Raw genomic sequence first — 18,623 nt, 5'->3', positions numbered from 1 at the left:
GCGTGATCGCGGTCAGGCACGCGGGGCTGCCTTCACGACCTCAACGACCTCTGAGCGCAGGGCTGGGATAGCGTTCGCCTCCTCCCGTGACAGCAGGCGAAGCGCAGCCCGCACGACTTCGCTTGCGCTCGCGTAGCGACCCGAGTTCAGACAGGCGCGCACAAGCGCGTCCTGCTCTGCGGTGATGGATACAGTGAGGGTTCGCCGCGTGGTCATGGCTGAGCCGTGCGCTGTATGAAAATTGCTTACAAGCGCCCTGATGCCACACCGGCAGTGATCCTGTGTACGCGCCATGCTTCAAGGTTTCTGGCGCTGAAGCAGACCTCCCCAGGATCTGCTATGGGTCGAGCCTGTGTGAAAACGAAAGCGCTTGCCGAAATTGTAGAACAATCCTCTACGCTGCAGACAAGCGGCCCCGCTGCAGGGCGGTTCTGACGCGATTTAGGCCTAAATTTCGGCGCTGCCCAGGTTGTTCTCGGGAAGATCCTTCTACCCCTTTGTCGTTTTCACACATCCTCGGTCGGAAGCAACCTAAACGTGATGTCGGATATTTGACCGTTTTTCCGGCGAGTCGCTTTTATTGTCAGGAGCCCGACCAGACCGGCTCACATTTTGTCGGAAAAGATGTCGGACTTTCAAACGCCGGTAAAACGCTCGGTAAGGCGTGCATGTCTGCTTCGAGCCACGGTTTGCCAGAAACCGGACGGGCAGCTTTCGGCCAGCCTACGCCATGCCGGATCGCCGATCGGCGCAAAAGCGGTCGTTCCGCTTTGCGCCCATTTCGGACATTCAAGGAGTTTCAAACCTTCCTGAATAGCGGACATTCAGCAACACTCAGCGGTCGGTCGCGGGACCATGATATGTAGCTCGTATCCCGGGACCGGTAGAAGGGTGAGCGTGGCGGTCGGGCTACCGCCATTCGGACGATCCGGCCCTTATATCGGGGCGGCGATGAGATCTTTGATGCGGGTTGCGAGGGCTTCCAGAACGAACGGCTTGGTCAAAACCTGCATCCCCGGGCGGAGGTGCCCGTTCCCGAGGACGGCGTTTTCGGCGTAGCCGGTGATGAACAGCACCTTCAGGTCCGGGCGCCGCTCGCGTGCGGCGTCCGCCATCTGGCGGCCGTTCATACCTCCGGGCAGGCCGACATCGGTCACCAGCAGATCGATGCGGACGTCCGACTGCACCACCTTCAGACCCGAAACGCTGTCGGCGGCCTCGATGGCCGTATAGCCGAGATCCTCAAGAACCTCGGTGACCAGCATCCGCACCGAAGGCTCGTCGTCGACGATCAGTACCGTCTCGCCCTGGCCGGCACGCCCGACCTCTGCGAGACGCCGTGTGACGTCATCCTCATCGGCCGCGCCGTAATGGCGCGGCAGGTACAGGCAGACGGTCGTGCCCTCGCCGACCTCGGAGTAGATCCGGACCTGCCCGCCAGACTGTCGGGCGAAGCCGTAGACCATTGACAGGCCGAGCCCCGTGCCCTCGCCCAGGGGCTTGGTGGTGAAGAACGGCTCGAACACCTTGGTCATCAGGTCCGCGGACATCCCGACGCCACTGTCGGTCACGCACAGGCTTAGGTACTGGCCCGGCGGCATGTCGTGCTGGGTTGCGCCGGCATCGTCCATCCACCTGTTGGCGGTCTCGATGGTGATGCGGCCGCCGTCCGGCATCGCGTCCCGGGCGTTGATGCATAGGTTGAGTAGGGCGTTCTCAAGCTGGCCCGGATCGATCAAGGCCGGCCAGATTCCTGCGAGCCCCACGACCTCCAAGTGGATGGCCGGGCCGACCGTGCGGCGAATGAGTTCCTCCATGTCCGTGACGAGGCGGTTCACGTTCGTGGGCTTCGGATCGAGGGTCTGCCTGCGCGAGAAGGCGAGAAGGCGGTGCGTCAGGGCTGCCGCTCGCTTGGCCGCGCCCTGTGCCACCGTCATGTACCGGTCGATGTCGGTGAGCCGACCCTGGGCCATCCGGGTCTGCATCAGTTCCAGGGAGCCGGAGATGCCCGCCAGAAGGTTGTTGAAATCGTGCGCGAGGCCGCCGGTAAGTTGACCGACCGCCTCCATTTTCTGGCTCTGGCGCAGGGCTTCCTCGGTTTTGGCAAGGGCCTCGGCTTGGTGCTTGACCCCAGTAACGTCGCGGACGGTGGCGTAGATTAACCCGTCGCTTGGGACTGCATTCCACGACAGCCAAACATGGCTGCCGTCCTTGTGCCTGTAGCGATTCTCGAAGGTGAACTGGGCCTCGCCGCGTGACAGACCGGCCGCCGCCGCCAGGGTGGCTTCGATGTCGTCCGAGTGCACGAAGTCGAGGAATGGCCGCGCCTTCATCTCGTCCTCGGTCCAACCCAGCGTCCTCGGCCAGGCCGGGTTGAGGCTGACGAAATAACCATCGAGGTTGGCCACGCAGAGCAGGTCAGAGGAGGCTTTCCAGACCTGGTCGCGCTCGGCGGTACGGGCCGCGACCTGGCGGGAAAGGTCCGCTTCCGTGCGCTTCCGTGCGGTGATGTCGTGGACGAACACGTGGAAGCCGTCGACGGTCCTGTCGGTCGCGCGGCGGGGCAGGTAGCGGATCTCGGCGACGCGGGGTTCCCCGTCGCGACGCGGCCAGTCGAGCTCGAAGGTGACCGTCTCGCCCGCAAGCGCCCGGTCGATGTACGGCCTCCGGGCGGCGTAGGCCTCCGGCCCGAGCAAGTCTCTGACGTCGCGGCCGACGACTGCCTCGGCCGGGATGGAGAACCAGTCGTCGTAGGCGCGATTGGCGAAGCGATAGACGTGGTCGTCGCCGATGAAGGAGATGAGGACGGGCAGCGCGTCGGTGATTAGGCGGAGCTCGCGCTCCCCTGCCTCGGCCCGCTTCTCGACGGTCCTTCGTTCGGTGATGTCCGAGAAGAAGATGGCGACCCGTCTTGCGGATGCGTCCCTAGTCCTCAGGGCGCGGACGTCGAACCAACGTCCGAAGACTTCGGCGTAGTGCTCGAAATGGGCGGGCTCGCCGGTCAGGGCGACATGCCCGTAGGTGTCGAACCAATGCCGTTCCAGGTTGGGAGCGAACTCGCTGACCCACCGTCCCGCGACATCGGCCCCCGTCTGCCGCACGAAGGCCGGATTGGCCTCGACGATCCGGTAGTCGACGGCGCGCTCGCCCTCGAACCGCATCTCGATGATGCAGAACCCGACCTCGATGCTCTCGAACAGCGTCCGGTAGCGCGCCTCGTTCTCGCGGAGGGCGACCTCGGCGAGCGTGCGTTCCGTGACGTCGTGCCCCTCAACAAAGATGCCTGTGACCGTGCCGTGGGCATCGGTGATCGGTTGGTAGACGAAGTCGAGGTAGCGCTCGTTGACCGGTCCACCTGGCACAGCCTGGACATCGAACCGGGCAGCCGTGGCCCTATGTGCCTTGCCCGAACGGAAGACTTGGTCGAGCAGGTCGACGTAGCCCTGCGCCGCCGCGTCCGGCAGAACCTCCGCCACGGTGCTTCCGACCACGTCCCGATGATCGATCGCCTGCTGGTAGGCGGCGTTGGTCAGCGCGAAGCGATGCTCCGGCCCGGTCAGAAGCGCGATGAAGCTCGGGGCCTGCTCGAACATCTGCGCGAGCGAGGCCGACTGGGCACGTAATTGGCGCACCTCAGCTTCGAGTTTGTCGCGTGTCAAGGTCGTTGGGTCGGATAGGTGCAAAGCCTGCATATCGGGGCGTTAGTAGGCAAATGTGTTGGACGCGAGGAGGTCGGAGCCAGTTCGTAGCGGCGCCGACGGGACGCCTGAGACGAGACATGGAACCAGTCGGAAGGCTCATCCCCAGAGTCGACCGTCTTCCGACGAAATGCCACTATCGCGCAGGGCCGCCAGGATTCTGCAGGCTTCCGGGCCCTAACGCGATGCTTGCGACTCGGGCGCAGCATAGCGTCGACATAGGCATGGTGGCCATCCGTCTTCAGGACGTGGTCCGGCGCCGCCAGGTCTCGTGCATATCCATTTTGGTTCTGATCTTACAAAACTTTACGACGTTCGAAGGTTTGAGGCCGAACCAAACGCTGCCAGCGCCGCCTGCCCCGCTACCTCGGCATCCTCGGCCGTGTCGTAGGCTTCAGGAGCGACGCGGACGGACACACCGTCGGCATCCGTGAGGTGCCACCGGTAGCGAGCGTGATCCTGGCCACAAGCCTCGACGGTGGTGGCGACCGGGGTAGGGTCATCCATGGTTCAGGCCTTCCTCGGGTCGTGGCCCCAGTTCATCAACGATATGCGCCAGGGCGAGTCCTTCATGTCGCCCTTGTCCTGTGGGCCACCCTGCTTCAGGTGCCGGTGAACGTAGCCGACGACCTTGCGCATGTGTCCGTAGTCGTCGTCCGACAGATCGGATTTCTTCTTGTGAAGCATCTCTACGATGCGGCGCCCTTCCTGGTGCCCCGTCGCCTCGCCCCCGTCCTTCTTCCGGCCGACGGCTTGGCTGTCCTCGCTCCCGAGATGCTTATCGAGGGCCGCGGCGGTCATGTTCACGACTTCCTTGAACGCCTTGTAAGTCGCCTCGTGATCGTCCTCGTTCGCTATCGTTCAACTCCGAAACGGGAAACGGGCGACCTGCATGAGGCCGCCCTGAATCGGTTCAGCTATCGGCCTTGGCGCCGCTGAGGGTGAGGTCGAGGTAGGTCTTGGTCACCGGTTCGATCAGCGCCGCGATCTCCTCGGCGGCCTTCGCCTCTTCCTCGGCCGTGGTGTGGAAGGCCGAGACTTGGTCGGTCTTGCCGGCCCTTTCCGCGATGACCGCCAACGAGCGGTAGGCGGCGACTTGGTCGTACTGGTAGGCGTAGCCCGCGTAGAGGTTCTTCAGCGTCTCGTCTTGGGCGATGCTGTGCACGGCGGCGCCGATGGAACCGGCGACGCTGGTGACGGTCTCCTTCAAAGACGAGGGGCTCTCGCCGATGGCGGCCAACGCCTTGTCAAGGCGGTCGATCTGCGCCTTCGTGGTCTCGACGTGGCGTCGGAGGACGGCGGCGTAGTCGGGATAGCGCTCCAGGCCTGAGAGCTGACGTTCCATCTGCTCCAGGCCTTGTTTCTCGAGGGCGCGGGTGTTGCGCAACGCGCCTGCGTAGATCGTGGCGATGTCCGTGCCGGCCATGTATTCGAGGCTCCGATTTATCCAGGGTTCGGCGGCCAACGTGGGGCGGGTACCGCCGTTCCTGGAATGTCCTGCGGCGGAAGCGCCCCGCCACGCCTCGGGAGGTGGAGGTTCGAGGGCACCCGAAGCGTTCGCCGGACCTCACTCGCCATTTAGGACGAGGCGCAGGGACCGGGCGAGCTCGTCCCGTCGATAGGGCTTGTTCAAGACCGGCAGCTCGCCCTTGCCGATGACTTGGCCCTCGTCGAGGTTCGCGACGTAGCCCGAGGTGAGCAGGACCTTCAGCCCGGGGCGCAGGCGTTGGGCCTCGACAGCGAGCTGGGACCCGTTCATCCCGCCGGGCATCACGACGTCGGAGAACAGGATGTCGATGCGTTCGACACCCCGCAGATGCTCCAGTGCCTCCGCCGCGTTGCGGGCGACGACCACGCGGTAGCGCAATTCCTCCAGGCTCTCGACCGCCATGCCGAGCACCTGCTCGTCGTCCTCGACCAGCAGGACGGTGTCGCCGTCCGTCGCCCTCCTGAGCGGTAGGGAGACGCCCGTACCGACTTCCTCGCCCGCCGGGTCCGAGGACCGTGGGATGAGCAGCCGGAACGTCGTGCCGGCATCCACGACGGATTCGATGGCGACGTAGCCGCCTGCGCTGCGGGTGAAGCCGTAGACCTGGGATAGGCCGAGCCCGGTTCCCTTGCCGACTTCCTTGGTTGTGAAGAACGGCTCGAACACCCGCGCCAGGGTCTCGGGCGGAATACCGGATCCGGTATCTGCGACCGAGACCTCGACGTAGTCGCCCGGCGGCACGCCCTTGTCTGCCACGGCGGCGGTGTCGAGGCGGACGTTGTGGCTGGCGACCGAGATCCGTCCGGGGCGGTCGCCCCCATCCATCGCGTCGCGGGCGTTGACCACTAGGTTCAGCACCGCGGCCTCGAATTGGGCCGGGTCAATGCGGATCGGGTCGATAGCCGGATCGAGGTCGAACGCCATCTCGACTGCGCCGCCGGCCGCACGCTCGGCCAAGGGCCGGAAGTCGAGGAGCAGGCGGTTCGGGTTGAGGGTCTGGGGCCGCAGCATCTGTCGTCGCGAGAAGGCCAGGAGCTGCTGGGTCAGCTGTTCGCCGCGGCGCGCGGCGCCCATGGCGGCCTCGGCCAATCGCACGACGCGCTCGGTGTTCTCCGGCTTCCGGATCATCATATCGAGGCCGCCGACGATGACGGTGAGCAGGTTGTTGAAGTCGTGCGCCACGCCCCCGGTCAACTGCCCGATGGCCTCCATCTTTTGGGCTTGGCGCAACGCGTCTTCAGTGACCCGCTGGTCGGTCCGGTCCATGACGATGCCGGCCATGCGCACGGGTTCGCCGTCGGCGCGGTATTTCGCCCGGCCCTTGGCGGCGATCCACCGGATCGCACCGTCGGGTCGCTTGATGCGGCACTCCACGTCGAGGGTTCCGGTCCCGGTCGCCCGTACGAAGGCGGCCTCGACGAGCGGGCGGTCCTCCGAGACGACATGGTCGAGGAAGTCCGCCCGGTCCCATGTGGCCACCGGTTCATCGTAGCCGAAGATCGCGTCGTGGCGAGGGGAGCGCCGTGCGTTATCGCTGGCGAGATCCAGATCCCAGGAACCCATGCCGGCTGAATCCAGCGCGAACGAAAGTGTCTCGCGTGCGGCCTCGACCTCGCGGGTACGCTCCGCGACCCGGCATTCCAGCGTCTCGTTGGCTTCGCGGAGCCGTTCCTCAGCCTGTTCGCGTTCGAGGATGTGCCCACGGGCCTGGTATTGCCGCCGCCTCACCCGGACCGCCGACGCCACCGCGCTGGCGAGGGTCTCGGCGTTGATGGGCCGTTCCAGCAGCACGACGTTGCCGAGCCGCTCGATGATGGCGGCCGCACGTACCGGCCTGCGTCCGGCCTGGCGCGTCGCCAGCAGGATGAACGGGAAGTCCGACCATGGCGGCTGGGCGGCGATCCAAGCATCGAGCGCGGCCGTGTCGGCCTCCACTAGGGACTCTTCGGTCACGACCGTAGTTGCCGCCCCGTCATTCAGTGCGGCGACCCACGCCGTCACGTCCGCGCAGATCGCGGCGGGCGTCCCCGACTTGGCGAGCAATTGATGGATGACGCCTGCATCGCGTCCGCGCGGTGCCAGGATCAGGACCCGGCTCTCGACCTCGGAGGCGGACATCACGTGACCGGTCCGGACGTCACCGCCTCGCCTTCCAGCATCGCCACCTTGCCCCCGTAGGCCGGCAGCCCTGTGAGCACGCCCTGGAAGTCGGTCAGCACCTCTCCGACCTGAAGGCCGGTCGCCGAGATGCGCAGCTCCCGGATCGTGCGCTCGTGCGCGTTGACCCGGCTCTTGACCACCGAGAGTGCGGTCCGGACCGATCCTTGCGCCTCGAAGTACCTGAACAGCAGGATGCCGTCGCTGAGGTAGCTGAGGTCGACGTCACTGCGGACCTCGCCGATGACCCCGTGCTGGCCGAGGACGATCACGGTCGTGACGCCCTTCTGGTCCAGGTAGCTCAGGAGCTCGTGCATCTGCAGGATCAGATACTGCTCGTCCGGCATGGCGTGGACGTAGGCGTTGAGGCTGTCGATGACCACGAAGGTCGAGCCATTCTGCTCGACGGCCTCGCGGACACGCGAGGAGAGCTCGCCCGGTGAGATCTCGGCCGGGTCGATCTGCATGAGGTCGAGCGAGCCGTTCGCCACGTACGGTCGCAGGTCCATGCCGAGGAGGGCGGAGCGCGCGAGCAGGGTCGCCTTGCCCTCGTCGAACAGGAAATAGCTCGCCCTTGAACCCCGTTCGAGGGCGGCGAGCAAGCAACGGACGGCGGTGGTCGTCTTGCCGCTGCCGGAGGGCCCCATCAGCAACGTGCTGGTCCCCTTCACGAGGCCACCGCCGAGCAGGAGGTCGAGTTCTGCCAGGCCGGTCGTGTTCGTGACAGGATTGAAGTCAGCTCCGTGTTCCGCGGCGACGAGGCGGGGGAAGACGGTCAGGCCGCCGGTGTCGAGGTTGAAGTCGTGGAAGCCGCCTCTGGCCTTGACGCCACGCATCTTGAGAACGCGGACGCGCCGACGTTCGGCCCCGAACTGGCGCTCCATCTGCTCCAGGACGATGACGCCATGGGCGATGCTATGAAGCTGGACGTCGGCGGTGTTGTCGTCCAGCATCAGCACGGTGCAACGGCGTGACGCGAAGTATTGCTTTAGGGCTAGGATCTGCCGCCTGTAACGCAGCGGGTTCTGGGCCAGCAGGCGGAGTTCCGAGAGGCTGTCGAACACGACGCGGCTCGGTTCGAGCGCGTCGACGCGCTCCATGACCTCGCGCACGGTCTCGCCGAGCTCGACGTCCGAGGGATGCAGGATCGACTGCTCACTGTCGGGGTCCAGACCGAGTTCGTTGACGAGTTCGTAGACCTCGATGCCGTCGAGCGACCAGCCATGGGAGGCAGCGCCTGCCCGAAGCTCGTCCGCGCTCTCGGAAAGGGTGACGTAGAGGCCCTTCTCGCCCCGCTCGACGCCTTCGAGCAGGAACTGGAGCGACAGGGTCGTCTTGCCGGTGCCGGGGGTGCCTTCCACGAGGTAGAGGCGCTGGGGGGTGAGACCTCCGGCCAGGATGTCGTCGAGGCCCGGGATGCCGGTTGACACCGCGGTCCGGGCAGGGGTCGGAACGGAACGCTTATCGTCGTCGGGCATGGGCACCATGATGCGGGAGCGGCGCAACGGCAGACGCCCGAAACGCGGGCGGCTCATGAGCCTCTCGAAGAACCTAGTGATTTCCCAACGCGTCGTCGAACGATAGGTCCCCGCGGCGCCCTTCAGGCGATGCCGGATGTGCGGAGCGGCGACGCCGTGAAGCCGGTCTCCGGAGGCCCCATGCCCGATCAGGGATTGCGGGGGCACGCCTAGACTTGCGATGGACGTCGGAACCCGACCTCACCGCGGCATCAGGCCGCCTCGTCTCTGGTTTCCTGCATCGACGCGAGCGGCGCCTCCAGCCGACAGACGAGCCCAGCGGGGCTGTAGGTCATACGCACGTCGCCACCGACGTCTGCCGCGAAGCTGCGCTCGATCAGTCGAGAACCGAAGCCGCGGCGCGACGGCTGTGCCAGGATCGGTGGGCCGCCCTGTTCGGACCAGGTTAGGCAGAAGCGCGGCGTGTCGCCCTCGTGGACGACGTGCCAGCGCAGGTCCACGGTCCCAGCCTCGTTCGACAGGGCTCCGTACTTGGCCGCGTTGGTTGCGAGTTCGTGGAGGGCGAGCGCCAGGGCGAGGGCCGGCTTGGCGGCCAGCGGCACGTCTGGACCGCTCGAGCGGATACGCGAGACCGCCTCGCCGCGGTGGACGGCCAGGGCGCCGTCCACGACCTCTGCGATGGGAGCCTGGGTCCAGCTGGACTGGGTCAGGATGTCGTGCGCACGCCCGAGCGAGATCAGGCGGGCGGAGAACGCCTCGCGGGCGGACTCGATGTCTGCGGCGTTGCGGAAGGTCTGGCTGGCGATCGCCTGGACCATGGCGAGGGTGTTCTTGACCCGGTGCTGGAGTTCGCCGGTGAGCAGGCGCTGGTGCTCCTCGGCGCGCTTGCGTTCGCTGATGTCGAACATCGCGCCGATCATCCGCACGGCACGACCATCATCGTTCCGGATGACGTAGCCGCGGTCAAGGATGTCGGCGTAGGACCCGTCCGCCCGGCGGAATCGGTACTCGTCGGTCCACGCTGTGTCGATCCGGTCGATGACGGCGTGGATGGAAGCGTCGATACGGGACCGGTCATCGGGGTGGATATGGGCGATCCACCAGTCGCCGGTGGGCTCCACTGTCTCCGGTCGGTATCCGTGGGAGACATGGAGCGCCTCGTTCCACAGGACAAGGTTGGTGGTTAGGTCCCAGTCCCAGATCGCGTCGTTGGTTGCCCGTGCGGCGATGCGGTAGCGCTCTTCGGTCTCGCGCAGGGCCTGCTCCGCCCTGCGGCCCTCGGAGACGTCGCGCGCCGTGCCGATGAGGCGTATCGGCCGGTCGCCCTCGAACAGCGTTTGGCCCCTCGCGGAAACCCAACGCTCTATCCCGCCCGCCGGGTCGATGGTGCGGTACGTGATGTCGTAGGTGCCGCCGCCGGCCGGAGCGAGCGCCGCGGCCACGGCTCGGTCGGCCCGCTCGCGGTCGTCCGGATGGAGGCGGGCGAGGTAGACCTCAAGGCTGACCGGATCGTCGGGTCCAAGGCCGAAGAAGGAACGCGTGCGGACGTCCCACTCAAGCACGTCGGCGACCAGGTCGTAGTCGAAGATGCCGGTGCCGGTCGCGTCGACGGCAAGCCTCAGCTGTTCCCGTGCCCTTACGAGGTCTTCCACGGCCTGCCTGCGGTCGTGGATGTCGCTGTTGCTGCCGAGCCAGCCAACAACGTGCCCGGTGCCGTCGCGCATCGGCTCGGCCCGGATCAGGAACCAGCGGTAGGCCCCGTCGCGCCGTCGCAACCGGGCCTCGGTGTCGTAGGTGACCTCGCCCATGCGCGCCGCATCCCATGCCTCTCGGAGGCCGGGCAGGTCGTCCGGGTGGATCACCTCCGCCCATCCCCACGGCAGGGCCTGCTCGGGGGTCTGTCCGGTGTAGGCGTACCAACGGTCGTTGAGAAAGCTGAGGCTGCCGTCCGGATTGCCGAACCAGATGACGGCCGGGGCGAGCGTCATGAGCGCCTGAAAGCGTTCCTCGGCGACCTTGCGCTCGTGGATGTCGAGTGAGGTTCCGATCCAGCTGCGGATCGTTCCATTGGTGTCCCGTACCGGTTGGGCTCGGGAGAGGAACCACCGGTACTCGCCGTCCACCCGCCGAAGGAGGAACTCGACCTCGTAGGGCCGGCCCGCCGAGGCGGCGGAAAGCCATGCCGTCCGGATCGCATCGCGATGGTCGGGATGGATCACGCCCATCCAACTGGCCTCGCCGGTCTCGCCGGCCGGGAGGCCCGTGTAGTCGTACCAATAGGCGTTGCAGTAGGAGATCGTCCCGTCGGCATCGCCGAACCACACCACCTGCGGGCTCACCTCGACGAGGGAGCGGTACCTCAACTCGCTGGCTTCCAGGGCGGCCGCGACCTCGCGCTCCTCGGTGCGGTCCCTCAGGATCTTGAGGTAGCCGAGCACCTCGCCGCCACCCGACATGAGCGGCTTCACCTCGCCCGTCGCCCAGAAACGGCTGCCGTCCTTGCGCACGTGCCATCGCTCGTCCGGACCGTTTCCGGTCAGCCGGGCGAGCTCCATTTCTTCGCGCGGGATGCCCACGGCCCGATCCTCAGGCGTGAAGAACACGTCGAGTGGGAGACCGAGCATCTCCGCCTCGCTCCAGGCCATGATGCGCTCGGCCCCGGCGTTCCACCGGGTGATGCGTCCTTCCGGATCGCTAGCGACGATGGCGTAGTCGGTGGCGCCGTCGAGGATGCGCTCGTTGAGCAGACGCTGCTCGGCCTGCTCCCTGAGGGAGCGGCGAAGCTCCATCTGGCCCATGGCCTGTCGGGCGAGACGCATCAGGCCCTTGCGTTGTCGATCCGTGAGGTCGTGCGGCTTGGTGTCGAGCACGCAGACCGTGCCGACCGGCTGGCCTTCGGGAGTCCTCAGTAAGGCGCCCGCATAGAAGCGCAGGCCAGGCTCGCCGGTCACGAGCGGGTTGCCTACGAACCGCGGGTCGTGGCTCGCATCGGGGATGCACAGGAAGTCTTCCTGGAGCAGCGCCTGCCGGCAGAAGGAAGTCTCAAGCGGGGTCTCGCGGACGCCGAGGCCGATCTCGGCCTTGAAAAACTGGCGCCCGTCGCCGACGAGGTTGACCACCGCGATGGGCGTCTCGCACAGGTCCGCGGCGGCCTCGGCGATCTCGTCGAAGTCCTGCTCGGGAGGCGTGTCCAGCAGCCGGTAGCGGTCGAGGGCTCGAAGGCGTTCGACCTCCCGGTCGCTCATCGTGATGCGATCCATGGAAATGTCAGGCCCAAGCGGCATGAATCGTTCCGGCCAATCGGGATTCCGGTATCGCAGGACATCACATCCACGCTCTCATTCCGTCGTCCGAGCGATTTCCGCAAACATTGCACGACCTTATCGCAACGGCCACCACGTCACCATGCGATCCGCGCAGCGTCCCGGCGGTCGTCGTCCGATTCGTCGATGGCGAAGAGGACCGTCAGCGCTTCGGCAGGGGGATGCCGATGCTGATCCGGAGGCCGTCGGCGTCCGCTGCGATGTCCACCTCGGCGCCCGTCTGCGCGGACAGGATGCGGTTGATCAGTCGCATGCCGAAACCCTCCCGTGTGGGCAGCGAAGGCGGCGGTCCATCATGCTCGTTCCAGACCCAAGCCAGCCAGCCGCCGTCCGGGCGATCCTCCACGGTCCACGTTACGGTGACCCGACCATTCGGATGCGCCAGGGCGCCGTGCCGAAGGGCGTTGGTGGTCAGCTCGTGCAAGGCCATGCCGATGGGTACCGCCAGCTCGGAGGGAAGCCGAAGGTCCGGTCCCCGGAGCATGATGCGACCGTTCTCGTTGTAGGGATCGAGTTCGGCCCTGAGCAGTCCCTCGAACGACGCGACCTGTGCCTGGTCCTCGGTGATGAGCGCGTGAGTCCGCGCGAGCGAGACGATGCGGCCGGTGAAGGCCCTCCCGAATTCCGGCAGGGAGACGGCCGAGCGCATCGTGGCGTTCAGGACGGCCTGGACGGTCGCTAGGGTGTTCTTCACGCGGTGGTGGAGCTCGCGGACCATCATGGCCTGCCTGTCCTCGAAGGCACGGCGGTCCGTCACGTCGCGCTGGGCGGAGACCCAGTGCGTGATCCGGCCATCGGCTTCCCGAACGGGTGTGATCAGCCACTCGACCATGTAGGTCGAACCATCCTTACCGTAATTCAACGCCTCGCCTTGGAACGGCTCCCCCGCCTCAAGCAACGCCCGGGCGCGGTCGAGCTCGGCACGTTCCGTTCTTGAGCCCTGCAGGAAGCGTGGGCTTCGGCCAATAACCTCGTCCAACCCATAACCGGACAGGCGCACGAAGGCGGCGTTGGCGTATTCGATGCGCGGCCCAGGCTCGTCGAGCTCCGCCGTGGTGATCAGGATGGCCTCGCCCGTCGCCTCGACTGCAGCCTTCAACAGCCTCAGGTCAATCTCGCCAGGCCCGCTATCGTTGCGCAACGCCGTTGCAACCCTTGTCCGGGGGCACCGAAATTCGGTGACCAAGCGTCCGGAGCGAATGCAATCCTCGATCCCGCCGACAGGGAGAGAACCTGCGATGAACGAGTCGGTTGCCGTCCCTTCCGAAGTGTCGCGCCCCTCCTGGCCCGCAACGCGATGGGTTGTGCTGGAGATCCGGATGCCTTGGGATCGTCCGTCACATGGGGCCATCGAAGTCCCATGTGACGGACGAACGACACTAACGAGACACAGATCCCGATCAGGCTTCAGTCGCAGGCGGACATCTGCAAACTCACTCCGTCTTGGGTGCGACGGCAGGCGCTTGCGGCTGGGATGGGCCGGGATGAACCGTCATGGCCGGAGGCTGGTCCGAGAGCTGCTGACGTGCCTCGGCGAGCTTGGCCTGGGCCCCCGCCAGTTCCTGCCGCGTCGTCCCGATACGATCCTCAAGCGCGGCCATCTCCTTGTTCCGAGTAGCCAACGTCTCGGTCAAGTTCGCCAACTGCGCCTGGGCATCGGTCTGCTTTCTCTGCAGCGCCTCCACCGCCGAGGTCGCACCGTCGCGGTCGGACGCCAACTTCCGGACCGCCTGCTCGGCCTGGCTCCGCTCGGAGATCACGCGATCCCGCTCGGACTGCGCCGTGGCGAGTTCCTTCTGGGCAGCCGCCAAGCCGTCCTTGGCCTGCTGCACCTGCTGGCCGGCCTGGGAGACGTCGCTCGTGAGCTTGTCGCGGTTCGCCGTCAAGCCAGCGATGGCCTGCTCCAGTTCAGCCTTCCGCTTCGCCGCCTGCTCGCTTGCGACCCGGGCGTCGGCGAGGTCCTTCTGCGCGGCCGCAGCGCCCTCGCGCGCCTTTTGCTGGCTCTCCTCGGCCTTGGAGAGGTCCGCGGTCTTGGCGGTCGCCTCCTGGGACATGGCGGCGATGTCAGCGCGAAGCTTGGCCTCCTGCTGCCGCGTCTCCTCCAATCGGCGTCCGACTTCAGCCAGTTCCTTGGTTCGGGCCGTCGCCGCTTGCTCGGCTGCGGTGGTGGCCTCCTTCATCGGTGCGAGCTTCCGCTCCGCCTGCGTGACCTGGGTCTGCAGTCCGGTGAGCTTGGTTGTCTCAGCCTCGGCGGTGGCCTTGGCCTCACCGGCCTTGCGCTCGGCCGCCTGCTGTTCCGTTGCCAGGCTCGCGGCTCTGGCCTTAGCCTGTTCGCCCGCCTGGGTGATGTCCCGCTCCTGCTGCTGGGCAGATGCGATCCTCGTCTTGAGCGCGTCGAGGGTACCCGCCGCCGCCCTTTGCTGATCGAGGTTCGATTGCAGCTCGACCTGCCGCGTCTCTAGGTCCTGGATGCGGTGGTCTCGCGCCGTCCTCTGCCTGGCACCGGCGATGGAGTTGACGACGAGCCAGACCAGGAGGACCGCCGCCACCACGGCTAGGCTGAACGGGAGGGGCCTGCGGAGTTCGGAACGATAGTCGATGGCCATGGCGTTCTCGCGGGCGTGGGAGGGGACGGGTCAGACGGCGGCCTCGCCGAGAGTCGGTTCGGCACCGGCGGCCTCAGGCTCTGGGGTGGGGCCGCTCGATGCGACGTCGGCACGATCCGTCCCGACCAGGGGGCCAATCATGCCGATGAGTGCGCGGTGCTTGGGGGATCCGTTCGCTGAGGCGAGGAAGGCCGCGAGTTCGAGGTGGGACTGCCTCCCGCCGGATGGCACGTTCGGCTCGTGGAAGACGTACAAGTCGGTTGGGTCGTCACCGCGGCATAGGTACCAGCGGTCGTCGTTCGACCCGTCGTGGATCAGCGTGCGCCTAGGTGGCATCGGAGGATCCCCACCGTATAGTTCCCGACCGATGACCGCGCCCGTCGTAAGCGTGGCCCCGGGCGTCGACCGTTCAGCGGCGGCCGTGGATGACCATCGCGAGCAGGTATCCGATGGCTCCGGCCATGGCTGCCAACATCAGCGGGGACTCCTTGGCGTAGTCCGTCACCGTGTCGGCGCCCCGACGGTATGTCCGCTCGGCATCCGGGAAGGACCGACGGCCCTGCTCGATGGCGTCCCTGGCCACTCCACCGGCTTGGTCGGCGACGTCGCGCGCCACGTCTTTGGCCTGTCCGTACAGGTTCTCGACGGCACCCTTTGCCTCGTTCGCGGTGCCCATGGCCTGGGTCTCGCAGTCGCTGGTCACGTCGCCGATGGCGCCCTGGACCTTTCCGCCGAGTTCCTTGGCGGCACCTGTGATGCGGTTCTCGTCCATGATCTCGCTCCAGACCGAATGGTATTGCCCGAATTCCCGCGGCCGGATGGCCGTGGGCATCCTTATCAAGTCGGTCTCCCCCGCCGGGTGGCAAGAAGTGACCTGGGACCAATCAGACGCGACGCTGACCAATCGATGCGACAACGGCACGATCCGCGACGAGAGCCTTGGCACCGCCACGGCCGGCGAGGAAGGCGGCGACTGCACCGAGGATCAGCCCCAGGGCCCCGTAGAGCGCGCCCTGCGAGCCGACACGGGCGGCAGTATCACCCGCCTGCTTGGCCTGCTCCTTGGCCTTGGCGACCGTGTCGTTGAACTGCTTGGTGTAGTCGGCGACCTGGGTCCGGGCCTGCTCGACCGGGATGCCCTGGGCCTTGGCGAGAGCCTGAGCGGCCTTCTCCTGCGCATCCTTCTGCTGGGCGGCGTCACCGGTGAGGGCGGCGCGCATCGCGCTGACGGCGGCGTTCTTCAGGGCCTCGGGATCGTTGCCGGTGCCTTTGCGGACCTGGCTCTCGATGTTCGAGAACGGGTTGTCCATGCCCGGGAGCGACGGCGCCGCGGCCTGAGCCGCCGTCTTGACCGAGCCGCCGATCACGCTACCGGCCCCACCGAGCGTGCTCGACACTGCCGTCGATGCACCACTGACTGCACCGCCGACCGCCGAAGAGAGTAGGTAGACCACGACCAGGGTCGAGACCGCCCAGGCCACCAGGCCGTGCAGGCCGCCGGTGAGCAGCGCCGGCTTGCCTGAGAGGCGTCCGGCGAGCCAGCCGCCGGCGGCGGAGGCGAGAATGCCGGAGATCACGAACCAGATTACAGCGCCCGAGGAGAGCGCCCCCGCGGTGGGGGTACCGTTTCCTGCAGGGTCGACGGTCGACAGGCTGATGCCCAGTCCGACCATGTTGAGGATGACCTGGGCAACGAGGGCGATGACAGCCCCGGCGAAGATCGCGCCCCAGGCGACCTTGTGGACCGCGACGGTGCGCAGATCGTCGGCGGGGTGGTTGCCCGCCGCGGTGGTCCGGCCGAGGTCGGCGCGCGTCGCGTCGGGCGTCAAGGCCATGTGTCGGTCCAGTGCTGATCGGTGAGCGTGTTTCGGCGCGCCCGTCCGGAGCACCTCGCCTCACTCAAGGGTTCAGACGCTGCGATGTTCCGTGGATTAACATTGCTGCAGGTCAGCGGTCCCGGGATTCCCGGAACCGGTTTGAGATGCGAGGCGGTGGAGGCCCTCCGCTATTCCTTAGCTTCCAGTCCGCCTCCTCGATGTGACGGCCTACGAGGACGATATCGACGCGGTTGAACGCTGATGAGCTACCTGATCGCCTCCGGGTGGGGCTTCGCCTCACCCCCGTAGTTGACCGCTCCGAGCTACGCCGCACAGCGCTCCGCGCTCGCCAAGGCCATCGGCCTCGGCGTTCTTGGTGCGGGTGCTGCGCCGCAGAAAACCGGGACAGGTGGCTGATCAGCCGTTCAGAACCGACATTGCGGTCATCGCGCCGATACGTCGGAGATCACCTTGAGCTTCGAGCATGGGCACAGGTGCGTCGATGTCGATGGTTCGGGCGAGCCACGGAAGCTCGGATCGAACGAGGCGTCCGTGTGTCTCCGCCCAACTCAAGCGAATAATTGGGGCTCCAACCACTTCGATGACAGTGACCTGGGCCGATTTCGACATCCGGCGCTTGGCGGCACCAATCCATCGCACGACCCGGTGCTCGCGACCGCGGTAGAGCGGTGACAATTGCTTAGCCTTGGTCCGGCGTCTGCCTCGATGGGCACCGCTGCGATTGATGGTAAGAAACACGGGGCAACCCCTTGATCATTATCGAAGCGCAAGCGCGAGAGGAGGGCGTGGGCTTGACCACAACTTCCTTGAGCGCCTTGCCCTCGATACGAATGTCATCATAATCGGTAAATTGAATTTAGATAGCCACGATTATACAAGGTGCGTTTTCACTAGACAAACATCGGCATCGAGTAGAAGATCATGGAGTAGAGCCCCGAAATTATTCGGCGGAATATCATTGATTGAAGTTCGTGTAAGGCGAAAATTTAAGCTCACCTCGCCGCCTGTTCCTCTCGTAAGCGGACTGGTACGCCCCACATGCAGAGTATGATCACCTTCAAGCCGAACCCCCACAAGCTGCGGGTCACCCCATCCTCAAAGGAGCCGGGTCGGTTTGATTGGGCGGTCATGCGGGATAATGTGGTCGTGCGTCAGTCGCTTCGGTCCTTCGGCTCGGAGGGAGCGTCAGAGGCGAACGGTGATGCGGCGCTTCGAGAAATCACATCTCATTGGCTGAGCGGGCGATAGGGGCGGATTGCTTCGTAGCTGCCTAGCTGACCGCACGCGACGGCTACACCCGCTGCGGCTGCGCGAGCATGATGGCGGCGCGCATGGCAGCGCGCCGAAGTTCTGGACTGACCCAGCGCTGACCGATCAGCGTGTTGGCGAAGGGGTGATCCACGATGGCGGCGGCGGGATCGATCCGATAGTTCTTGCCGAATGAGATCGTACCAGAAGTCGGGTTAGCCATGTAGGCGTTTACCACGGCAGTCACATCAGCCTCGACGATGTCGAGGGTGGCGAACAGGTCGAGCGTCATGATCCGGCTTGCCGTGTAGCGGTTATAGCCGCTTTACGATTGCAGTTCTCCAATTACCGGCGAACCGAGAGCGAAAACGGAGCCATGCATCACGAGGCGCGGCCCTCGACCTCATCGTATCAACGCGCTGCTCCTTGCCCACTCGGCGGCGATGATCGCCTTCCGCGCGTCTGCGTAGGCTGGCGATAGTTCCCCAATCTTCCGGAGGACGGTACGCATCATGTCAGAGCCGCCCGACGCTGCGAGCGCTCGGCCATGTCGTCGGATCGCTGTCCGATGATCCGACGCACTGGAGGCGCTTGGCGTCCGCTCGATCGCCAGGACCAAAGCTGCGACAGTACCGACCGCGGCATCAACCTCGGAGAGGCCTGATCGGACACGTGGCGTCCCCTGCAACGGCATACAGCTCCCCGGAATGTAGGCGTGGTGTCCGGGGGTGTAGACGCAGGGGTCGTGCCGGACTCGCTAAGGAGCTACCTGCCGGCAGTCTACGG

At 66.1% G+C, this 18,623-nt stretch carries 15 protein-coding genes and 1 pseudogene; 1 reads left to right on the top strand and 15 read right to left on the bottom strand.

The window, feature by feature from the left end:
- Positions 1 to 12: 12 nt before the first annotated feature.
- The 13 genes from ACYQPG_RS16290 to ACYQPG_RS16230 all read right to left on the bottom strand — a co-directional run bounded on the left by ACYQPG_RS16290 (position 13) and on the right by ACYQPG_RS16230 (position 16,586).
- Positions 13 to 216, bottom strand: a complete 204-nt coding sequence (locus ACYQPG_RS16290) for a type II toxin-antitoxin system ParD family antitoxin (RefSeq protein ID WP_147940600.1) — start codon at positions 214 to 216, stop codon at positions 13 to 15.
- Positions 217 to 935: 719 nt separating this feature from the next.
- Positions 936 to 3,659 carry a PAS domain-containing protein gene (locus ACYQPG_RS16285; protein ID WP_461231255.1) on the bottom strand — a complete coding sequence of 908 codons (2,724 nt, stop codon included), beginning with the start codon at positions 3,657 to 3,659 and terminating at the stop codon, positions 936 to 938.
- A gap of 345 nt (positions 3,660 to 4,004) precedes the next feature.
- Positions 4,005 to 4,205 carry a hypothetical protein gene (locus ACYQPG_RS16280; RefSeq protein WP_461231254.1) on the bottom strand — a complete coding sequence of 67 codons (201 nt, stop codon included), beginning with the start codon at positions 4,203 to 4,205 and terminating at the stop codon, positions 4,005 to 4,007.
- A gap of 3 nt (positions 4,206 to 4,208) precedes the next feature.
- Positions 4,209 to 4,556 carry a DUF3140 domain-containing protein gene (locus tag ACYQPG_RS16275; RefSeq protein WP_461232472.1) on the bottom strand — a complete coding sequence of 116 codons (348 nt, stop codon included), beginning with the start codon at positions 4,554 to 4,556 and terminating at the stop codon, positions 4,209 to 4,211.
- A gap of 55 nt (positions 4,557 to 4,611) precedes the next feature.
- Positions 4,612 to 5,124 (bottom strand): DUF892 family protein, encoded by a 513-nt coding sequence (locus ACYQPG_RS16270; RefSeq protein WP_461231253.1) that lies wholly within the window; start codon positions 5,122 to 5,124, stop codon positions 4,612 to 4,614.
- Positions 5,125 to 5,265: 141 nt separating this feature from the next.
- The gene (locus ACYQPG_RS16265; protein WP_461231252.1) at positions 5,266 to 7,305 is read right to left on the bottom strand and encodes an ATP-binding protein; all 2,040 of its coding nucleotides are present in this window, start codon (positions 7,303 to 7,305) and stop codon (positions 5,266 to 5,268) included.
- Positions 7,305 to 8,822: an ATPase domain-containing protein gene (locus ACYQPG_RS16260; RefSeq protein ID WP_461232471.1), complete on the bottom strand. Its 1,518-nt coding sequence runs from the start codon at positions 8,820 to 8,822 to the stop codon at positions 7,305 to 7,307. The genes ACYQPG_RS16265 and ACYQPG_RS16260 overlap by 1 nt, the downstream gene beginning before the upstream one ends.
- A 251-nt stretch (positions 8,823 to 9,073) precedes the next feature.
- Positions 9,074 to 12,067 carry a PAS domain-containing protein gene (locus ACYQPG_RS16255; RefSeq protein WP_461232470.1) on the bottom strand — a complete coding sequence of 998 codons (2,994 nt, stop codon included), beginning with the start codon at positions 12,065 to 12,067 and terminating at the stop codon, positions 9,074 to 9,076.
- 220 nt (positions 12,068 to 12,287) lie between these two features.
- The gene (locus ACYQPG_RS16250; RefSeq protein WP_461231251.1) at positions 12,288 to 13,244 is read right to left on the bottom strand and encodes an HWE histidine kinase domain-containing protein; all 957 of its coding nucleotides are present in this window, start codon (positions 13,242 to 13,244) and stop codon (positions 12,288 to 12,290) included.
- Positions 13,245 to 13,578: 334 nt separating this feature from the next.
- On the bottom strand, positions 13,579 to 14,694 hold the full coding sequence (locus ACYQPG_RS16245) for a chromosome partitioning protein ParA (RefSeq protein WP_461231250.1): 1,116 nt from the start codon (positions 14,692 to 14,694) through the stop codon (positions 13,579 to 13,581).
- Positions 14,695 to 14,781: 87 nt separating this feature from the next.
- Positions 14,782 to 15,087, bottom strand: a complete 306-nt coding sequence (locus ACYQPG_RS16240) for a hypothetical protein (protein ID WP_461231249.1) — start codon at positions 15,085 to 15,087, stop codon at positions 14,782 to 14,784.
- 73 nt (positions 15,088 to 15,160) lie between these two features.
- Positions 15,161 to 15,583, bottom strand: a complete 423-nt coding sequence (locus tag ACYQPG_RS16235) for a CsbD family protein (protein ID WP_461231248.1) — start codon at positions 15,581 to 15,583, stop codon at positions 15,161 to 15,163.
- Positions 15,584 to 15,635: 52 nt separating this feature from the next.
- The gene (locus tag ACYQPG_RS16230) at positions 15,636 to 16,586 is read right to left on the bottom strand and encodes a PhnA-like protein (protein WP_461231247.1); all 951 of its coding nucleotides are present in this window, start codon (positions 16,584 to 16,586) and stop codon (positions 15,636 to 15,638) included.
- A 291-nt stretch (positions 16,587 to 16,877) separates the two neighbouring features.
- On the opposite strand from ACYQPG_RS16230, the pseudogene ACYQPG_RS16225 reads away from it, so the two are divergent.
- Positions 16,878 to 16,985 (top strand): annotated as a pseudogene (locus tag ACYQPG_RS16225) (MucR family transcriptional regulator); the annotation flags it as partial.
- Here the strand turns inward: ACYQPG_RS16225 and ACYQPG_RS16220 are convergent.
- A complete protein-coding gene (locus ACYQPG_RS16220) occupies positions 16,986 to 17,327 on the bottom strand; it encodes a hypothetical protein (RefSeq protein ID WP_461231246.1) in 342 nt (113 codons plus the stop codon). It lies immediately after the preceding pseudogene.
- Positions 17,328 to 17,880: 553 nt separating this feature from the next.
- Positions 17,881 to 18,129: a hypothetical protein gene (locus ACYQPG_RS16215; RefSeq protein ID WP_461231245.1), complete on the bottom strand. Its 249-nt coding sequence runs from the start codon at positions 18,127 to 18,129 to the stop codon at positions 17,881 to 17,883.
- Positions 18,130 to 18,623 lie beyond the last annotated feature (494 nt).

The sequence above is a fragment of the Methylobacterium sp. CM6246 genome (assembly GCF_054818005.1).
The sequence above is the reverse complement of the archived record's forward strand: the minus strand, read 5'-3'. Positions and strand labels throughout refer to the sequence as shown.